Raw genomic sequence first — 18,989 nt, forward strand, 5'->3', positions numbered from 1 at the left:
TGTTGTGCGCTCAGGGCTGGGGGGGGGACGCGGGGGATTGACCCCGGACACGGGGCCAGAGGGGGGGGGGGGGGGGGCGGTCGACAACCCCCCTCCACACCGCTCAGCCCTCGCGGCGGACGTCCACCAGCACCTTGCCCATGGTCTCCCGCGCGGCCATCGCCCGGTGCGCCGCGGCCACCCCGGACAGCGGCACGGTCCGGTCGATCCGCGCCACCAGGCGCCCGTCGGCGGCGAGCCGGAACAGCTGGCCGGCGATGCCCGTGAACAGCGCCCGGTCCGCCAGCGCGTGCTTCAGCCAGAAGACCGCCAGCCCCGCCGAACCCTCCGCCAGCTCGCCCACCGTGAAGCCGTCCTCCACGCCGCCCCGCGCCCCGACCGACACCAGCCGCCCGAAGGGTGCCAGCCCGGCCAGCCCGGCGCGCAGCACCTTCCCGCCGACCGAGTCGAGGAACAGGTCCAGCCCGCCCGACTCCGCGAGCCGCCCGGCCAGGTCCGGGTCCTCGGGGTCGAACACGGTGTCGGCGCCCAGCGAGCGCGCGAACTCCCGCTTCTCCGGGGTGGAGGCCAGGGCGACGATCCGCCCCGCCCCCAGCTCCCTGGCCAGCTGCACCGCCAGGTGCCCGACGCCGCCCGCGGCCGCGGTCACCCCGACGGCCTCGCCCGGCCGCAGCCGCCCGGTCAGGGTCAGCGCGCCGTAGGCCGTGGCCCCCTGCTCCAGCAGCGCGAGCGCCTGCTCGTCGCCGACGCCGTCCGGAACCTCCACCGTGTGCGCCGCCTCGGGCGCGGCCACCTCGGCGTACCCGCCACCGGTGCGCAGCAGCGCGACGACCCTCCGGCCGTCCCCGCGGCGCCGCCCGACCACGTCGACGCCGAGCACCGCCGGCAGCGGGAAGCGGAGGTACTCGCCGGTGCGGCACTCCAGGTCGGCGTAGTTGAGCCCGGCGAGGGTGACGTCGACCAGCACCCGGCCCGGGCCCGCCGCCGGTTCCGGCACCGTCGCGAGGCGGAGCTCCTCCGGCCCGCCGTATCGGTCGATCACCACCGCGCGCATCCCGGCCCCGTCCCCCGTCACGTCCGCGTCCACGTCCATGTCCGCATCCACGCCCTGGTCCGCCTCCACGGTCTCCTCCGGCCTCATCCGGCGAACAGCGCGAGCAGCGCGCTCTCCAGGGCGCGGACGGCCTCCGGGCTCCCGGCGACCACGCAGTACATCACCGAGCCGTCGACGGGCCCGTAGTCGCTGCTGAACAGCACTCCGGTACCGGTCGCCGGGTCGAAGGCCAGCCCGGCCTCGCCGATCGCCGCCACGCCCTGCGCGAAGGAGGGCACCCTGAGGCCCTCCAGCTCCAGGAGGTAGCGGGAGCCGCGGTGCTCCTCGCGCAGCAGGCGGCCGAGGTAGACGTCGAGCAGGTGGCTGGAGCCGGTGAGCCGGCCGTTGGTCTCGTGGAAGTAGATCTCGCCCTTGGGCGTCAGCACGGCGTCCGCGCTGACCGTGCCCCGGTAGCCGATCACCCGCAGTACCTCGCACAACCGGGCGCCCTGGTCGACGAGTTCGGCCAGCGCGCCGGCGTCCGGGGTGACCGGCGGGGTGATCTCCCCGACCACCACCGGCCGCATGACCATCTCACCGCAGCCGGAGAGCACCACGGCCGTGTCGTCGACGGCGAACTGGGCGTACAGCGGCACGGAGTCGCCGAAGTACCGCTCCACCACCACCCGCTGGCAGCGCCCGCCGGTCAGCCAGGTCCACCGTCCGGCCACGTACGCGGCCACCGCCGCCCGGTCCGCCAGCGGCACCACCCGCTCGGCGCCGACCGCCTCCACCCGCTCGTCCCTGGCGAGGATCTCGTTGCCGAGGCCGCCGGCCTGGTACTCGACCTTCACCATCACGCTGTGCCCCTGCGCCAGCAGGTGCTCGATCGCCGCCTCGACCTCCGGGGGCGAGCCGGCCACCCTGCCGGGCGGGATCGGCACCCCGGCGCCCGCGGCCAGCGCCCGGAACCCCGCCTTGCTGTTCACCAGGGCGTTGCCGCCCTGCGCGGCGAAGGGCCGACCCGGCATGGCGTGCGCCACGCCGAGGGCCGCCGCCAGCTCGGCCACCGCGCCGTTCGGCGAGATGGCCAGCACCTCGTCGACGGTCCGCCCGTCCAGCACCCGGCGCAGCTCGGCCAGGAAGCCCGGGTCGGCCAGGCGGTCGGTGGTGAGCACCTGGTCGCCCTGCGCGCCCGGCGGCGGCACCACGAACGCCAGGCTGTCGGCCCGCACCCCGGTCAGCCCGGTGACGTACGCCAGGTACGCCGGATCGGGGCGCCAGGGCAGCACCAGGACGTCACCGTCCTCGGCCCACCAGAGCATCCGCTGTGCCCCGCACCCGGCGGCCAGCTGCTCCGGCGGCGTCATCCCGGTGAGGTCCCCGACCATCTCCTCGGTGCGGTTGTTCGCGATGCAGAGCGTCGTCATCTGGTGAGCCCTCCCGGCGTCCGGCGCTGTCACGGCCCTGGCCCCGACGCACGACACGGGTGTGGCGTGCGCTACAGGTGTAGCGCACCGGGGTTGTTCCGGCTCGGCCCTCGGTCATTGAACAAAACGCCGAACAACCGCCGCGCCCCTCCGGTTGTTCCTCGGGCCGCCGCCCGCGCCCCGGACACGGCTGCGCCCCGGTGCACCGTGGTGCACCGGGGCGCGGGAACCCGATGGGGAGGACTCGGAAGGAGGGCTCAGCGGGAGATCAACGGAAGATCAGCTGTGAGGCCTACCGGATGTCAACGGCCCTGGAGGCGCTTGACGTTGTCGCCGAAGCTCCAGCCCTTCGAGCCGTCCCAGTTGATCGACCAGGTCATGAGGCCCTTCAGCTGGCCGTTGAAGGCGTTCCACGACTGGCTCACCAGGCCCGGGTCCATGTAGCCGCCACCCGCGCCGGGCTGGGCCGGCAGGCCGGGCACCTGCTTGTCGTAGGGCACCTTGATGGTGGTGCCCTGGATGGTCAGGCCGTTGTTCAGGCACTCGGTCTGCTTGGTGAAGCCCTGGACGGTGCCGGCCTGGTACGAGTCGCCGGAGCAGCCGTACATGCTCCCGTTGTAGTACTGCATGTTCAGCCACCACAGCCGGCCGTTGTCCGCGTACTTCTTGATGATCGGCAGGTAGGAACCCCAGATCGACCCGTAGTTGACGCTACCGCCGGTGACGTACGCGGTCTCGGGGGCCATCGTCAGGCCGAAGCCCGCGGGCATCTGGGCGAGCACGCCGTCGATGATGCGGATGAGGTTGGACTGGGAGGCGGACAGCGTGTTGATGTTGCCGCTGCCGGACAGGCCGGTCTCGATGTCGATGTCGATCCCGTCGAAGTTGTACTTCTTGAGGATCGGCACGACGGTCGCCACGAAGCGGTCGGCGACGGTGCTGGAGCTCAGGTCGATGCCGGCGGCGGCACCGCCGATCGACATCAGGATCGTCGCCCCGGCCGCCTTGGCCTGGCACATCTCGGCGGGGGTCGAGACCTTGACGTTGCTGTCCATGCCGTCCTGCCACAGGACGGTGCCGTCCGAGAGGATCACCGGGAAGGCGGCGTTGATCACGTTGTAGCCGTGCGCGGCCATCCGGCTGTCCGTGATCGGCGTCCAGCCCATGCCCGGGTGGACCCCGTTCAGGGCGCCGTCCCAGTTCTCCCAGTACCCCTGGAGGACCTTGCCCGAGGGCTTGGGCTTGGTGGGGCAGGTGTCACCCGGCGGGGTGGTCGGCGGAGTCGTGGGCGGAGTCGTCGGAGGCGTGGTGGGCGGCGTGGTCGGCGGAGTCGTGGGCGGGGTGGTCGGGGGCGTGGTCGGCGGGGTGGTGGGCGGCGTGGTGGTGCCGCCCGGGCCGGCGAGCGACACGTCGTCCGCGTAGAACGCGGGCTGCCCGTACCAGCCGTGCAGGAAGACGGTCACCGAGGTGGTGGTCGCCCCGGTGGTGAAGCCGACGCTGAGCTGGCCGTACGACGGGCTGCTCGCCGTCCAGGTGGAGGCGTTGACGCCGGTGCCGGTGGCGCCCAGGTAGATGTAGCTGCCCTGGACGTAGGCGCTCAGCGTGTACTGGGAGTTGGGCTGCACGCTGATGGTCTGGCTGCACTGGGCGGTGTCCTGGCCGGTCGGCGTGGCCTGGAGCGCGGAGGCACCGGAGTGGACCGGGCTGGTGACGGCCGCACCGGAACCGCCGGAGCAGCTCCAGTCGGAGAGTCCGCTCTCGAATCCGGGGTTGGCCACCAGGTTCGGGGTGGCGGCACCCGCCGTGGCGGCGCCGGACACGGCGAGCCCGGCACCGATGACGGCGATGGCGCTCGCTGCGGCGAGGGAACTCCTCAGGAGGGTCCGCCCGTTGCCGGCGCTGCCGGCCCGGCTCACCCGCGAGGCCCGTTGCAGACCGGACGCCCGGAGCGGCTCGCTGCCGGCCTGGCCGCCTTCGAGGCGACCGGGTTCCGGACAAGGGCGGAACCCGCCCGACTGACGTGGGGTACGCGACCTCCGACGGAACATGCTGTGCTTCCTTCCCGCCGAGCGTCATGGGCATGACCGACGCGTGGGGGCGTGACGCCCGGCTCTGGGTGAGGTGGAACATGTGGGGGCTGTGCCGGACCGGATCGTAGGAAGGATGACAAGCGGCGTCAATAGGTCTGGACCAATTAGGTCTGGACCAATTTCGACGGCCCCTCCCCCGCCGGGAGGCCACGCACACCGCGCCGAGGGCACGGGCCCGCAGGCCGGGGCGGTCGTCGACCAGGTGGTGGAGCTGATTCGCAGCAGCCACACCATCGGCGGACCGTCCGTCACCGTCTTCCCGCGCGGCATTCCGCCGGTGTACGACCACCAGGTCATCGAGGTCTCCGTCGGGGTCGCGAACTCCGCCCGCTGAGACCACGGACGAGCCCCCACCCCATGACCCTCACCGGCCGGCGAGCCGTCCTCCAGGTCCACCCGACCCGGCGGTGCAACCTGCGCTGCCTCCACTGCTACTCGTCCTCGGGGCCGGACGTCGACGAGACCACGGCCCTGCCCGTCCTGGGCAGGGCCGTCACCGACGCCGCCGCCCTCGGCTACGACGTCCTCGGCGTGTCGGGCGGCGAGCCGTTGCTCTACCGGCCACTCACGGACCTGCTGCGCACCGCCCGTACCCACGGCATGCGGACGACCGTCACCACCAACGGCATGCTGCTCACCGAACGTCGGCTGGGCGAACTGACGGGCCTGGTCGACGTGTTGGCCATCTCACTGGACGGCACCCCGGACAGCCACGTACGGATGCGGCAGGACGCCCGCAGCTTCTCGGCCATGGAGCGCCGCCTCCCCCTGGTCCGCGCCTCCGGCATCCCCTTCGGCTTCATCTTCACCCTGACCCAGTTCAACGTGCACGAGCTCGCCTGGGTGGCCGACTTCGCCGTCGCCGCGGGGGCGAGCCTGCTGCAGATCCACCCGCTCGAACCGGAGGGCAACGCCGCCGGCCGCCTCCCCGGAGCGGTGCCCGACGTGACCGAGATGCTCTTCTCGGTCCTGGAGGCCGCACGGCTGCGGACGTCCACGGACCTGACCGTCCAGCTCGACCTCGTGGACCGCCACAGCATCGTCGCCCAGGCCGACCGGTTCCTCGCCGACGGCGAGCCGCCCCGGGGGCTCGCCTCCTGGCTCTCCCCACTGGTCATCGAGACGGACGGCACGGTCGTGCCCCTCACCTACGGATTCGACCGCCGCTTCGCCCTGGGCAACCTCGACGAAGCCTCGCTGTCCGAGCTGGCCCGCCACTGGGACCCGTCACCCTTCCGGTCCCTGTGCCGTTCCGTGCACGCCGGTCTGGCGCGCGAGGACGCGCCCGCCCTCGTGAACTGGTACGACGAAGTCACCAGGGCCGCCCGCACCCGCCAGCCCGTTTGAGACCCGCCCCCGCCGTGCCCCGATTCGGCACCGGACCTGCGGGAACCGCCCAACCGTGCCCGCCCCAAGGCCTATGATGCGACCGATCCGGTTCGGCACTCGTTGTCGCGCCGGGTCGGGTTCGTCCCGAACAAGGCGGCTGGGGGCCGATGTTGGACACGTGGGATGTGCTGGAGCCGGCTGTCGCGCGGGTCTGGCCGAAGGCGCCCGACAGCCTGTCGGAAGCCGAGTTCGAGCGGCTGGAGGCCGAGGTCCTCGTGGCGCTGCGCGCCCTGGAGACCGCGCGCGGCCGTGCGCCGTCGCCGGGCCAGGACGCGCCCGACGCCGTCGAGGAGGCCGCCCACGCGGTGGCCGCCGCCTTCGAGGCGTACCCGCCGCTGGACGACCTCCTCGCCGCCGAGTTCGACGCGCTCACCGACGGCCGGGAGCGCTTCGGTCCGGACGCTCCCCCGCCCTCCTGGGGCACCACGACGCGCTCCCTGCTCGTCCCCGTCCTCTACGCCACCGACCGCGCGCCGGCCACCGGGGCCGGGACGGCGTACGGCGGCGAGCGCGGCCCGCTCTCCTACGGAGAGGCCCTGGTGAACGTCCCCGACGACCACCGCGTCGGCGCCGTCGAGAAGCCGCGCTGGTGGCGGCTGCGGTTCCGTACCAGCCCGGACCGGGACACCCACCTCGGCGAAGTCACCCCGCTCACCGCCGCCGGGTTCGCCGAGCGGGCCCGCGGCCGCCACCTCCCCGGCAACGGCGAAACCCCCCGATCGGCACTGGTGTTCGTCCACGGCTACAACGTCTCCTTCGCCGACGCCGCCGTCCGAGCCGCCCAGATCGCCTACGACCTGAACTTCACCGGCCTGCCCATGCTGTACAGCTGGCCGTCCAAGGCCGCCGTCACCGACTACCCGGCCGACGGCAACGCCGCCCGCCGGGCCGTCCCGCACTTCCAGGAGTTCCTGCGGCACGTGCTGACGGACACCGGTGTCGACGAGGTGCACCTCGTCGCCCACAGCATGGGCAACCGGCTGGTCACCGACGCCCTGGCCGACCTGGACACCACCGCCCTCCCCGAGGGTGCCGGCCGGCTCGGGCAGGTCGTCTTCACCGCGCCCGACGTCGACGCCGAGGTGTTCCGCCAGCTCCTGCCGAGGATCGTCCGCCAGGCGCGCGGCTGCACCCTCTACGCCTCCGCCAACGACCGCGCGCTCGCCGTCTCCAGCCACCTGGCCGAGTACCCCCGGGCGGGCCAGGCCGGGCCGGGCGTGGTGGTCGCGCCCGGCCTGGACACCGTCGACGTCTCCGAGCTCGACACCGGTCTGATGGGCCACTCCTACGTGAACGACCACCGCTCCGTGCTCTCCGACCTGTACGGGCTGCTGCGCCACGGCCACCGCCCGTCCGAGCGCTACGGGCTGGTCCGGATCCCGCACCAGGACGGCGCGTACTGGGCCTTCCAGCCGTAACTCCCCACCCTCTCCGACGAGCGAACACACAGGGCATGGCGACGACGACCCCCTCCCAGCGAACGACCCACTTCCTGGACAGCTTCCCCTTCCGGTGGGACCACCCCGGTGCCGGCGAGCTCCGCGACCTGCTCGCCTCCGTCCACTTCCGGGTCAACCCGGTGCTGGAGCTGGCCCAGCAGACCGGCATCCGCCCGGCCGACGTCAACTGGGACCAGCCGATGACCCAGGTCTGGTTCGACCTCATCAGCGTCGCCCGGAAGCAGGAGAAGCTCCGACCCCTGCTCGACCGGATCGCCGACGGCCCCGACCGGGCCCTCGCCGCCCGCCTGCGCGAACTGCTCGCAGCCCACCCCGTGCTCCCCGCCCCCGCGACGGAGCTCCCGGCAGGCACCTGGGCCGCCTTCCGGGATCCGGACGAACAGGAACGGCAGATCTTCGGCGCCGCCGAGTACCTGGACGTCGCCTTCCTGCGCCGCGGCGCCGAACTCGCCACCGCCGTCTGCCGCCTGCTGGTCACCCACGCCGACGGCACGACCTGCTACGGCACCGCCTTCCGGATCGGCCCCGACCTCCTGCTGACCAACCACCACGTCCTGTACGCCGACGGCCGTGCCGCCGTGGCGGTCGAGGCCTGGTTCGGCTACGAGCAGGACCTCGACGGACGGGCGCTCACCTACCGCACCGTCCGGTGCGACACCGCCACGGCCGTCGGCCGGCCCGAGGGCGACTGGGCCGTGATCCGCGCCGCCGGACCGCTGCCCGAGGACGCCCTGGTGGTCCCGCTGCCCGAGCGGGTCACCGTCGCCGAGGGCGACCGGGTCTGCATCATCCAGCACCCGCACGGTCTGGTGAAGAAGCTCGCCGTCCGCCACAACGTCGTCCGGCACGTGGACGAGCAGGTGGTGCAGTACTGGACGGACACCGATCACGGCTCCTCCGGCGCCCCCGTCTTCGACGAGCGCTGGCGGCTGGTCGCCCTGCACCGCGGCTACGACCGCGTCGGCGGGCGGCTCACCGCCTCGGAGTTCCGCAACGAGGGCCTGCGGGTCGAGCGGGTGGCCGAGGCCCTGGCCGCCGCCGGGGTGGGGTGAGCCGGTGGCACTGCTGGACCTGCGCGCGTTCCCCCACGACGACCCCAGGGGCAAGGCCCTGCTCGACGCCCTCATGGAGGTCTACTCCCTTCAGCCGCCGGCCCGGCAGATCGCCGCCCGCGCGGGCGTCAGAGCGGCGGAGATCGACTGGCAGAGGTCGATGTACGACGTCTGGCCGGACATCGTCGACAAGGCCGCGACGACCGGACTCCTGCGCAGGCTCGTCGAGGTCGTCGCCGAGGACTCCGACTCCCGGGCCGCCGCAGGGGTGTTCGCCGACTTGCTGGACGAACAGGAGGTCGCACGATCCGTCGACCCGTTCGACCACGGACTGATCAATGACGGGTGGTGCGCCTTCTTCGACCGCAAGCCCCTCCGTTCCCGGCTGCGGGACATGGTGCTCGACCGGGGCCACCGGGTGCTCACCGTCGAAGGCGGTCCGCGGAGCGGACGGACCTTCACCTGGTTCCTCATCCACCACGTGCTGACGAGCCGGGGCATCAACCCCTGCCGGATCAACATCAACGAGTACACCGAGCCGGTCCGGGTCTCCGACCTCGCCGAGTTCCTCAACTACGAGTTCCGGGGGTGGAGCGTGGAGATCGACCACCACTCCTCCGAGGACCAGCAGGCCGACCGGCTGGTCAGACAGCTCAGGGGACGGATGCGCGAGGAGCGGGGGTGCGTCCCGGCACAGCCGCGGCACTGGCTCGTCTTCGACGACTCGGAGGCCCTCCGCTTCACCGAACCCGCCCTGCGCGCGGTCGTCCGGCTGATCAGGGCCGTGGTCGAGGGGGAGATGGCGGACCGGATGCGGATCGTACTGCTCGCCTACGACGGCTGGCTGCCGCCGGACATCGAGTGGCATGCCGCCCGGGAACGGCTGGGTCCGATCGGGGTCCAGGACCTCCGCGACTTCTTCCACACCGTCGCCGCGGAAGCCGGCCACCCGATCGACGCCGTGACCGCCGACGGTCTCGCCGTCAAGGTGCTGAGCGAGACCGGCCACGACACCTGCCTCCCCGACGGCCCGCTCCCCCTGACCGACGAGATCCAGCGCACGGCTGTCGGCCTCGGCCGAAACCTCTACCAGGGATGTTGACGACGGTGACCGAGACCGGCACGCTGCCGCCCCACGCCGACTACCGCGAACGGACCGTCCTGCTGGGCGCGTTCACCGCCGAGGGCCTGGCTGCGGCTGCCCCGGACACGGACGGCGCCGGCACCGACGCGTCCCTGCGGCACTTCCTCATCCACGACTGCGAACGGGTCACCACTCGGGAGGGACGCCGCTGGCGGCTGACCCCCGAGGTCCGCACCGCCACCATCGAGACCCTGGGCTGTCCGGAACGCCTGCGGGCCGCCCTCACCACCGCACCCCGCACGGGCCCCGACCCGGCGCGCGACTGGGCCGAGCGGTTCCTCGGCTCGGCGAACCCTCCGCTGGACCGGCAGGGCTTCGACGAGCTGTTCGCCGCCCTCACCGTGGTCGGCTGGTTCCGCGACGCCCCCCGGGCACGGGCCGCGCTCGACGGCCACGGGCTGACGCTCCCGTCCTCCGACGAGGTGCAGCAGCACCTCAAGCGGGCCCGGCTGCTGCAACCGCTCCAGGCCCTCGCCGACGAGACGTTCACCGGGCGGGAGGACGAACTCGGGGCGCTGGCCGGCTACGTGGACGGCAGGGACGGCTACTCCCCCTGGCTCCTCGTGCACGGACCGGGCGGGGTCGGCAAGTCCACGCTGCTGTCGCGCTTCCTCCTGGAGCGTGCCGGACCCGCCCCCGCCGCCCACCTCTACCTGACCTTCGAGCGCCCGGAGCTGGCACCGGAACGCCCGCTGACCGTCCTCGTCGAGGCCGTCCGCCAAGTCGCTCTGCTGGCACCGCGGATGCGCGACCGGGCGGACGCCCTGGGGCACTCCCTGCGCCGCGCCGTCGCCGCCGACCTCAGAGCGGAGCGGGACCGCAGTTCCTCGTCCGGGCACCGAAGCTCGCGGAACCACGACACCGACCTGCTGCTCCACAGGTTCGGCTCCTTCCTGGCCGCCGTCGGGGCCGACCACGACGGCCGGATGCCGCTGCTCGTCCTGGACACCTTCGAACGGGTCCAACGGCGCGGCCGCTTCGCCCAGGACCGCCTGCTGCACACCCTGGACAGCCTGCGGTGGACCTGCCCGAACCTGCGCGTCATCGCCGCAGGCCGCGCGCCGGCCGACGACCCCCGCTTCCGCTCCGTCCCCCTCGACGGGTTCGACCCGCCGACGGCCCGCCACTTCCTGCGCCGGCAGGTCACCACCCTCGCACGGGCCACCGACGAGGAACTGGACCTGGTCACCGACACCGTCGGCCGGAGCCCGCTCAACCTCAAACTGGCCGCCGCCCTGCTCCGCCACGAGGCCGACGCCCTGCGGGACCCGGCCCTGCACGAGCGGCTCCGGGACAAGCTGGAGGCCGAGACCGTCCAGGGCGTGCTGTACCGGCGCATCCTCGACCACCTGGACGACCCGGACCTGCGCCGCATCGCCAGTCCCGGCCTGATCGTCCGGAAGGTCACCCCGGACGTCATCCGCACGGTCCTGGCCGAGCCGTGCGGCCTCGGCGCGGTGGACGAGGACCGCGCGCTGCACCTCTTCCAGGACTTCCGGCGCGAGGCCTCCCTCGTCGACGAGGTGCCGGGGCGGCTCGCGGTGGTCCACCGGGCGGACGTCCGCGCCGTCATGCTGCCGCTGCTCCGGCGGGACCGCCCCGAGGTCGTGGAGCTGATCCACCGCCGGGCGGTCGCCCACTACGAGAGCGACGGCGACCGGGTCGAGGAGCTCTACCACCGGCTGGCACTGGGCCAGCCGACCGAGACCCTCGACCACCGCTGGGACAAGGAGGCGGGCCGGTTGCTGGAGCCGGCCCACGACGAGCTGCCGCCCTGCTCGCAGGTGTACCTCGCCGAGCAGTTGGGAAACATCGCCCCCACGGAGCTCCGGGCGCAGGCCGACGACGAGACCTGGGCCCGGCAGGCGCTGCGTGCCGCCCATCAGTTCCTGGTCGACAACCAGCCGGACGAGGTGCTGACACTCTTCCAGGAGCGTCCTCGGCGGGTGGGCGGGGACATCCCCCTCACCGTCGTCCTGATCAACTCACTGGCTGCTCTGCGCCGCTGGGATGAAGTGGACGCCTTGGCCGACGACGTCCTGGCCGGCGAGCCCGATCCGGCCTCCGCCGCGAGCATGCTTGTCCTGCGGGCCCAAAGCGCCCTGATCCAGGGCGACTTCGGCCGTGCCCACGATCTGCTCTACCAGGCGCGGGTCGCGACAGAGGCCCTTCAGGACACGGTGCTCACTCTCAGTATCAATGTGAACATCCTGCGCCTGCACCGGACCGGCGGCTCCTTCGACTCACTCGACGCCCGCCGGCTTCGCTCCCGCACGCTCGCCATCATGAGCAGCCTGGACCCCCAGGACATCGCCAGGAACCCCGAGCTCATCCGGCTCATCGCCGCCGAACTCGGCGAGGAGGCCCCCGAGTTCGTGGCACTCACCGCCCGGCAGTCCGGCGTCGACCTGTCCGGCGGAGGTGGTTCCGCCCTCCGCGACGCCCTCACCTCGGAGGAGTTGCGGGACTTCACCCGGGCCACCGGCGTCAGCGTGCCACCTCCCACACCGGGCACCGGCCCCGCACTCACCAGCGTCGACTTCGGCGACGCCGTCAACACCTACCTCGGCCAGGAGGGCGAGCACCCCGCGGCCTGGAGCCGAGCAGTGGTGCAGAACCTCCGGCACGAGGTGGACCTCGCCACACCCGCCCCCGCCCCCCGGGACACCACCCACGACGCCATCGTCTTCCTCCCCGGCTTCATGGGCAGTTCGCTCCTGGACACCGAGACCGGCCGGCACGTCTGGGGCAGTCTCAGGGGCGCCGGCCTCCTCCGGCTCCCCGCGCTCCGCATCACCCACGACGAACGGGCGGGCCGGACCGACCGGCTGCGCCCCGACGGCCTGCTGAGCGCCCCGGCGTGGCTGGCGGCGCTCGGCGGTCTGGAGACCTACCAGCCCCTGCTCGACGCCCTGCGCGCCACCGTCCCCCACCAGGACGCCGTCCTGCCGTTCCCCTACGACTGGCGGCTCTCCGCCGAGGTGAACGCGCGCCTGCTGGCCGGGGCCGCCCACCGCCACCTGGAGGACTGGCACGCGAACCCGCGCCGCCGCCAATCAGGAGCTCCCGACGAGGAACCCCGGCTGGTCTTCGTCGCCCACTCCACCGGCGGCCTCGTCGCCCGGGCGGCGCTGGCGGCGGACTCCCGGCTGGCCGCGCTCACCCGCGACCTGGTCACCATCGGCACGCCCTTCCACGGCACCCCCGCCGTCGCCGAACTGCTCAGCGGCCGCCGCCGCATCCTGCCGCTCTCGCCGGCCGGACTGGCCGCCACCCTGCCGGGCGTGTACGACCTGCTGCCCGACTACCCCTGCGTCGAGACGGACGGCGGACTGCGCCGGCTGCGCCTCGACGACGTCGGCCGCGCCGGCGGCGATCCGGAGCTCGCCACCATCGCCCTGGCAGCACGGCGGACGGAGGCCCGCGCGCCGTTCCTCCCCCGCACCCGCGCCGTGGTCGGCATCGGCCAGCCGACCGTGCAGAGCCTACGAGTCACCGAGGACGGCATCGCGGCGGAGCTGACGGCACCGCGCACCCACGACAACGGCCGTCCGTACCGGAGCGGGTCCGGCGAGGTCGTCCGCTGGGACCGCGGCGGGGACGGCCTCGTCCCCCGCGACGCCGCCGCGCCCTCCGCCTCGAACGCCGTGCTGTTCGTGTCCGGCCGGCACGGCACTCTCTGCTCGGACCCGCAGGTCCTGGAGCTGGTCCGGGCCGTCCTCACCGACCGGAGGCCGGCCGCCCACCGGCCCCGCCCGGTGACGGACGCCCTCCAGCGCCCGGGGCTCGGCCTCTCCCTCCCCGACACGGCCGTCGCGGGGCAGCCCTGGGCCCTGATGGTGCACGGCGCGACGCCGGACAGCGCCACCTGCCGGATCACCGACGAGGCCACCGGATCAGCCGTCGCCACGCCCCCGCTGCTGCTCAGCGACGCGACCCTGGTCGCCGCCGTCACCCTCCCCCGCCCGGGCCTCTACCGGGTGACCGTCACCTCCGGCCCCGAACGGGTCAGTGACCTCCTCCTCGCCACCGGCCCCGACTGACCCCACCGGCGCGAAGGTCGGAGGGCGGCCGGAGGCGAGTGCTCCGGCCGCCCTTCCGGGCACTCGTCCGGCTCCGGTTCCGGGCGGAACCGGACGAGTGGTGCGAGGGCCGCCCGGGTCGGACGGCGCGGCCGCGTCGGCCGTCGTCCCTACCGGCACGGGCGCCGGGCAGGGCGGGCGCTCACCCGCTCGACTCCGTCCGCCGGCGGGAGGTGATCCAGCCGTCGTGGATGTCCCAGGTGCCGCCGTCCGCGGTGGCACCGCGCAGGCCGTCCAGGGTCCCGGGGCCGGCCAGTGCGGGCAGGCGGGGGTCGTCGAGGGCGGCGAAGGCGACGGTGCGGGCCGGGTCGAAGTCGGTGGAGTGGCGCAGGCGGCGGGCGAGTTGGGCGAAGCCGAGGACGGCGGCCGCGATCACCCAGGCGTCGGGGGTCTGGGCGGTCAGGCGCCGTGCGGGGCGCAGCCAGGACGCCGCGTCCTCCGGCCAGTCCACCTGTCCGAGGACCACGCCGCCGCGTGCCTGCCACGCCTCGGCGAACGCGCGGGCGGTGGCGCGGGAGACGTCGTCGCGGCCGTGGCCGATCACGACGGTTTCGGCGCGGGGCCGGCCGGAGGTCAACAGCCCGATGACCGCGGCGAGTTCGGCGTCGGTGTGCGGCCGGGGCGCGGCCGGGCCGCCGAACCGGCCGGTCTGGCCGGCGGTGCTGATCCGCGGGGAGCGGGAGGGGTCCGCCGGGGCGCCGTGGTGGTGGGTCATGGTGAGGATTCCTGGTCCTGGGTGGTCACGAGGCGTCGTGGAAGACGAGGCCGAGGGTGTGCCTCCGGCCGGTGCGGACGGTGCTCACCCCGTGCCGCATCGGTGCGACCGACCAGCCCCGCTTGCTCGCGACGGGCCGGTCGCGGGTGGTGAAGACCAGGCCGTGGCCCTGCGGGAGGACGGTGGCCGAGCCGCGGGACTGGGCGCGGGGGCGCTGCTCGGTCATGAGGAACTCGCCACCGGTGAAGTCGGTGCCGGGTACGTCCAGGCCGATGACGACCTGGAGGGGGAAGAGCATGTCCCCGAACACGTCGCGGTGCAGGGCGTTCCAGTCGCCGGGGCCGTAGCGCAGCAGGATCTGCGCGGACCTGGCCTGGCCCGCGGCGTGGCACGCCGCCGTCCATGCGTCCAGGTCGTCGGGCCAGGGCGCGGGCTTCCGGAGCTTCTCGGCCCAGGCGCGCGCGACGGGCAGCAGCCGGGGGTAGAAGGCCGCACGCAGGTCCCGGACCGGGGCGGGCAGGTCGTGGGTGAAGTAGCGGTACTGGCCGGAGCCGAAGCGGTGGCGGGCCATGTCCACCGTCGTGCGGAAGCGGTCGGGCTCGTCGTAGAGGGCGGTGATCGCCCGGCACTCGGCGGGCGTGAGGAGCGGGCCGGTGAGGGCGTGGCCGTACTCGTCGAGTTCGCCGGCCAGGGCCGGCCAGTCGGTGCCGTCGAGCCGGTCGGCCACCGGACCGGCGGTCAGGGTGGCGTCGGTCATGAGTTCTTCCTCGCTGCGGGCAGGGACGTACGAGCGGTCTCGGGCGACGATCCCACCTCAGCGCGACGGGACGGGGCGGGACGCACCCTGGGTCCCATGATCGCCACCGCCCGGCGAGGGCGCTGGCGGCATTCGGACACCGCATTCCGGGCACCCCGCGCCCCTTGGCCACCGGTCCCGCTGCTGTCCAGGCTGCCGGTCCTGGGCTGGCGGGCCCGGCGGTTCGGCGCGCCGCCCGTCGCGCTGCCGCTGCCGGTGGCCGGTGGCCGGGCGGGCCTCGCGGTGATCCGCGACCACCCCGCGCGTGGCCCTGGCCGCCGTGCCGCGGGGGCGGCGCGGCCCGTTCCGGCGGTGGCGCCGCACCTGTCGTTCGTCCCGGGGTGGAACGTCCGCCAGCTGCTGGCCGTGCACGGCTGGATCGCCGGCCTGCCCCGGCCGCGCCGCGCCTCCGCCCGGATCTCCGCCGCGCCGGGGTTTGCCGGGCCGGTGCTCGGGCTAGCCGCCCCGGTATGGAACACACACCCCTGCACACCCACCGGTGGTCCCGCCGGCTGCGCCGGGCCCTGGACGCACCGGAGCACTGGGACGTCCTCGACGCCCCGGCCCGGCCGCTCGCCGCAGCGGTCGAGGCCCTCCCGCTCGGCCCGTACCGCGACGCCCTGCACGGCGTGTGGCTCGGCCATCCGCTCCACCCGGCGATGGTCCAACTGCCGATCGGCTGCTGGACGTCCGCCGCCCTGCTGGACTTCCTCCCGGGCGGACGCCGGTCCGCCGACGCCCTGGTGGCAGCCGGCCTGCTGACCGCGGGACCGACCGCCCTCACCGGCTGGGTGGACTGGGCCAGGCTCGACCCGCCGCGCCGCCGCACCGGGCTGGTGCACGCGCTCTGCAACACCACCGGCGTGCTGCTGTACGGCGGCTCGCTGCTGGCCCGCTGCCGGAGGCACCGGACCCACGGGCGGCTGCTCGGCCTGGCCGGGCTGACCGCCGTCTCGGTCGGCTGCGCGCTGGGCGGGCACCTGGCCTACCGGCAGGCCGCCGGGCCCGACCGGGCCGCCGCCGTGCCCCGGCTGGCGCCGGCCGACTGGGTCGGCCTCGGCGCGGTGGAGGACTTCCCTGCCGGGAAGCCCGTCCGCGCGACGGCCGGCGAACTGGCCGTGGTCGTGGTCCGCGAGGGCACGCGGTGCCACGTGCTGGCCGAGCGCCGCGCCCACCTGTCCGGGCCGCTCTCCGAGGGCTCGCTGGTGGAGGGCTGCCTGCGCTGCCCGTGGCACGGCAGCGAGTTCCGGCTCCGGGACGGGGAGGTGGTGCACGGTCCGGCCACCGCGCCGCAGCCGGTACTGGAGACCCGGGTGCTCTCCGGGCACCTGGAGGTCCGGCTGCCCGGGGCCGGCTGACCCGGCCCGCACGGCCCGGTGTTTGGGCCCCGCCACCGGGGGCAGCCGCCAGGCGTCCGCTCCAGGAGGCGCCATGACCGCCGTCGTCCCCGATCTCCCGGCCCACCCCGCCGCGCCCGGGCACCAGCGCCGTACCGGGAGGTGAACCGCCATGCTGCTGGTCAGGCCGCCCGGGGTCTATCCGCCCCAGGGGGACACCGAACTCCTGGCCTCGTGCGTACGCCGGGAGCCGCTGGACGGCGCCAGCCGGGTGCTCGACCTGTGCACCGGGACGGGGGCGGTCGCGCTCGTGGCGGCCCGGACGGGCGCGCGGGTCACCGCGGTGGACATGTCCGCCCGCGCCACCGCCACGGCCTGGCTCAACAGCCGGCTGCACCACCGGCGGGTCCTGGTGCGCCGGGGCGACCTGCTGGCCCCGGTGGCCGGCCGGAGCTACGACCTGATCACCGCGAACCCGCCGTACGTCCCGGCCCGCCTTGATCCGGGCACCGTCGGCCGCGGCGCCGCGCTGGCCTGGGACGCCGGACCGGACGGGCGGCTGGTCCTGGACCGGATCTGCCGCGAGGCACCGGCCCTGCTCGCCGCCGACGGCGTGCTGCTGCTGGTGCAGTCCTCGCTCGCGGACGTCCGTGCCACGCTCGCGCTGCTGCGCGCGGCCGGGCTGCGCACGGCGGTGGCGGCGCGGCGGCGGCAGGAGTTCGGCCCGGTGATGACCTCGCGGGCCGCCCTGTTCGAGGAGCGCGGGCTGATCCGGCCGGGCGAACGCGAGGAGGACCTGGTGGTGGTGCGCGGTGTCCGTGAACGCTGACCGGCCGACGACCCGGGTGGTCGTGGTCCCCGGTGGTCCGCTGCTGGTGGAGGGCCCGGTCGAGGTGGTCCTGCCGAACGGCACGGTCCGGGTCTCCGAGCGCCCGGTGGTGGCGCTGTGCGCCTGCCGCCGCAGCCGCACCTACCCGTTCTGCGACACCAGCCACCGGCGGCGCGGCCGCCCTGCGCGAGGCTCGGACGGAGGCGGCGCGGACGGAGGCGGCCCGGACGGAAGCCGCTCGGACGGAAGCCGCTCGGACGGAAGCGCCGACGGCAGCGGCTCAGCCCGCCCAGTCGGGCAGGGCTGAGCGCAGCGAGCTGCGCCCCGCCCGCCAGCAGCCGAGCAGGTGGTCGGCGAAGCGGCCGTCGACCACCCCGGCCGCGACCGTCCCGAACGCCACGTCCCTGGCGAACTCCGGCTCCGCGGCCACCAGTTCCTCGATGACGCCGCGGCGCACCAGCTGCTCGTGGACGGCGTCCGCCTCGATGTGCTCGCGGTAGAAGAGGGTGCCGTCCGGCCCGCCGCCGAACCGTTCCAGCGCCGTCGCCAGCCTGGCGGACCCCGGGGAGGAGGTGATCTCGATGGTCGCGAACTGCCCGACGGCCGCGCCGCGCAGCGCGCGGTGCAGCCCGAACAGCGTCATCAGGTTGACCACCGCCAGGGTCGGCGCCGGGACGAGGTCCAGGTAGTACCCGTAGCCGGTGTCGAGACCGAAGGCGGCCATCATCCGGGCGAACAGCAGGGAGTGGGCCCGCTCCGGCCGGCCTGCGCCGTACTCGTCGTAGAGGACCGCCGTCAGCACCGCCTGCGCGGGCCCGTGGATCCTCGGCAGCATCCACAGCTGCGGGTCCGCCTCCTTGAGGTGGTAGACCGAGCGGTGCACCAGGTACTCGCGGGCGTGCCGGCGCTCGCCCTCGGCGAGCAGGAAGTGCGAGGGGCCGGTGCCGTCGGGCGGCTCGGTGAACAGCGGTTCCAGGGCCTCCCGCAGCGGTGGCACGGGCTCCGCCTCCGCCCGGACCGCGGACAGGAACGGGCGCTCCAACTCCTGCCGGAACCTCAGGAGTCCGGGATCCCACTCCCAGTCGGCGGGCACTCCGGGCAGCCCTCGGCCGTGGAGTTCGTAGCAGAGGTGCAGGGCCAGCTGGTGGTCCTCGCCCCACGGCTCGGTGAGCGGACCCGGTGGAGCGAGGAGGCGGCCGGCCCCGGGCGGTCCCGAGGTGAGCAGCGCCAGCACCGCCGCCGACAGCGGTCCGCGCGGCACGGGCAGTACGTCCCGATCCCGCGGATCCATCGCGTCCACCCTTCCTCCCGTCCCCGCTTCCCACCCACGCACCCGGGCGGGCCGCGTGCGGGGCCTCAGTGCGACGGCTGCGGCTCGTCGGCCCAGCCGGGGGCGTCCCGGTCCTCCAGTTGCTCGCGGAGCCAGGCCAGGGTGGCGCTGAGCAGCCGGGAGACGTGCATCTGGGAGACGCCGATCCGGTCGGCGATCCTGGACTGGGTCCAGCCGTCCCAGAAGCGGAGTTTGAGGACGGTCTGCTCGCGTTCGGGGAGCCGGGCCAGCAGGGGGCGCACGGCGATCCGGAAGTCGGCGAGTTCGAGGCCGGGGTCGCAGCCGCCGAGGCGGTCGAGCAG

General features: G+C 74.5%; 16 protein-coding genes. 9 read left to right on the forward strand and 7 right to left on the reverse strand.

From position 1 onward, the window contains the following. Positions 1 to 103: 103 nt before the first annotated feature. The 3 genes from ACZ7C5_RS13880 to ACZ7C5_RS13890 form a co-directional block, all read right to left on the reverse strand. Positions 104 to 1,123, reverse strand: coding sequence for a quinone oxidoreductase family protein (locus tag ACZ7C5_RS13880; protein ID WP_470322657.1), 1,020 nt, complete (start codon positions 1,121 to 1,123; stop codon positions 104 to 106). Between the two features lie 14 nt (positions 1,124 to 1,137). Then, entirely contained in the window at positions 1,138 to 2,463 is a 1,326-nt protein-coding gene (locus ACZ7C5_RS13885) for a preATP grasp domain-containing protein (RefSeq protein WP_401082565.1), read from the reverse strand. A gap of 302 nt (positions 2,464 to 2,765) precedes the next feature. After that, a complete protein-coding gene (locus ACZ7C5_RS13890; protein ID WP_470322658.1) occupies positions 2,766 to 4,379 on the reverse strand; it encodes a carbohydrate binding domain-containing protein in 1,614 nt (537 codons plus the stop codon). Positions 4,380 to 4,755: 376 nt separating this feature from the next. On the opposite strand from ACZ7C5_RS13890, the gene ACZ7C5_RS13895 reads away from it, so the two are divergent. The 6 genes from ACZ7C5_RS13895 to ACZ7C5_RS13920 all read left to right on the forward strand — a co-directional run bounded on the left by ACZ7C5_RS13895 (position 4,756) and on the right by ACZ7C5_RS13920 (position 13,641). Next, positions 4,756 to 4,887, forward strand: coding sequence for a hypothetical protein (locus ACZ7C5_RS13895; protein WP_401082568.1), 132 nt, complete (start codon positions 4,756 to 4,758; stop codon positions 4,885 to 4,887). 23 nt (positions 4,888 to 4,910) lie between these two features. Next, positions 4,911 to 5,900 (forward strand): radical SAM protein, encoded by a 990-nt coding sequence (locus ACZ7C5_RS13900; protein ID WP_470322659.1) that lies wholly within the window; start codon positions 4,911 to 4,913, stop codon positions 5,898 to 5,900. A gap of 149 nt (positions 5,901 to 6,049) precedes the next feature. Next, a complete protein-coding gene (locus ACZ7C5_RS13905) occupies positions 6,050 to 7,360 on the forward strand; it encodes an alpha/beta hydrolase (RefSeq protein ID WP_401082574.1) in 1,311 nt (436 codons plus the stop codon). Between the two features lie 35 nt (positions 7,361 to 7,395). Continuing rightward, complete coding sequence (locus tag ACZ7C5_RS13910; protein ID WP_401082577.1) at positions 7,396 to 8,454, forward strand: trypsin-like peptidase domain-containing protein; 1,059 nt, start codon at positions 7,396 to 7,398, stop codon at positions 8,452 to 8,454. A 4-nt stretch (positions 8,455 to 8,458) separates the two neighbouring features. Then, entirely contained in the window at positions 8,459 to 9,556 is a 1,098-nt protein-coding gene (locus ACZ7C5_RS13915; protein WP_401082580.1) for an effector-associated domain EAD1-containing protein, read from the forward strand. A gap of 5 nt (positions 9,557 to 9,561) precedes the next feature. Continuing rightward, entirely contained in the window at positions 9,562 to 13,641 is a 4,080-nt protein-coding gene (locus ACZ7C5_RS13920) for an AAA family ATPase (RefSeq protein WP_470322660.1), read from the forward strand. Positions 13,642 to 13,822: 181 nt separating this feature from the next. Here ACZ7C5_RS13920 and ACZ7C5_RS13925 read toward each other — a convergent pair whose 3' ends face one another. Then, on the reverse strand, positions 13,823 to 14,395 hold the full coding sequence (locus ACZ7C5_RS13925; protein WP_470322661.1) for a hypothetical protein: 573 nt from the start codon (positions 14,393 to 14,395) through the stop codon (positions 13,823 to 13,825). Positions 14,396 to 14,420: 25 nt separating this feature from the next. Further along, positions 14,421 to 15,152 (reverse strand): 2OG-Fe(II) oxygenase, encoded by a 732-nt coding sequence (locus ACZ7C5_RS13930; protein WP_401082588.1) that lies wholly within the window; start codon positions 15,150 to 15,152, stop codon positions 14,421 to 14,423. 509 nt (positions 15,153 to 15,661) lie between these two features. Here ACZ7C5_RS13930 and ACZ7C5_RS13935 point away from each other — a divergent pair. The 3 genes from ACZ7C5_RS13935 (at position 15,662) to ACZ7C5_RS13945 (ending at position 17,664) form a co-directional block, all read left to right on the forward strand. Next, a complete protein-coding gene (locus tag ACZ7C5_RS13935) occupies positions 15,662 to 16,549 on the forward strand; it encodes a Rieske (2Fe-2S) protein (protein ID WP_470322662.1) in 888 nt (295 codons plus the stop codon). Between the two features lie 151 nt (positions 16,550 to 16,700). After that, the gene (locus ACZ7C5_RS13940) at positions 16,701 to 17,357 is read left to right on the forward strand and encodes a HemK2/MTQ2 family protein methyltransferase (protein WP_401082594.1); all 657 of its coding nucleotides are present in this window, start codon (positions 16,701 to 16,703) and stop codon (positions 17,355 to 17,357) included. Further along, positions 17,341 to 17,664: a CDGSH iron-sulfur domain-containing protein gene (locus tag ACZ7C5_RS13945; RefSeq protein ID WP_470322663.1), complete on the forward strand. Its 324-nt coding sequence runs from the start codon at positions 17,341 to 17,343 to the stop codon at positions 17,662 to 17,664. The genes ACZ7C5_RS13940 and ACZ7C5_RS13945 overlap by 17 nt, the downstream gene beginning before the upstream one ends. Here the strand turns inward: ACZ7C5_RS13945 and ACZ7C5_RS13950 are convergent. Continuing rightward, entirely contained in the window at positions 17,638 to 18,648 is a 1,011-nt protein-coding gene (locus ACZ7C5_RS13950; RefSeq protein WP_470322664.1) for an iron-containing redox enzyme family protein, read from the reverse strand. The two genes, ACZ7C5_RS13945 and ACZ7C5_RS13950, sit on opposite strands and share 27 nt — an antisense overlap. Before the next feature lie 65 nt (positions 18,649 to 18,713). Then, positions 18,714 to 18,989: sigma-70 family RNA polymerase sigma factor (locus tag ACZ7C5_RS13955; protein ID WP_470322665.1), on the reverse strand; the 276-nt coding region annotated here is incomplete at its 5' end.

It is taken from the genome of Kitasatospora sp. NPDC036993 (assembly GCF_055607525.1).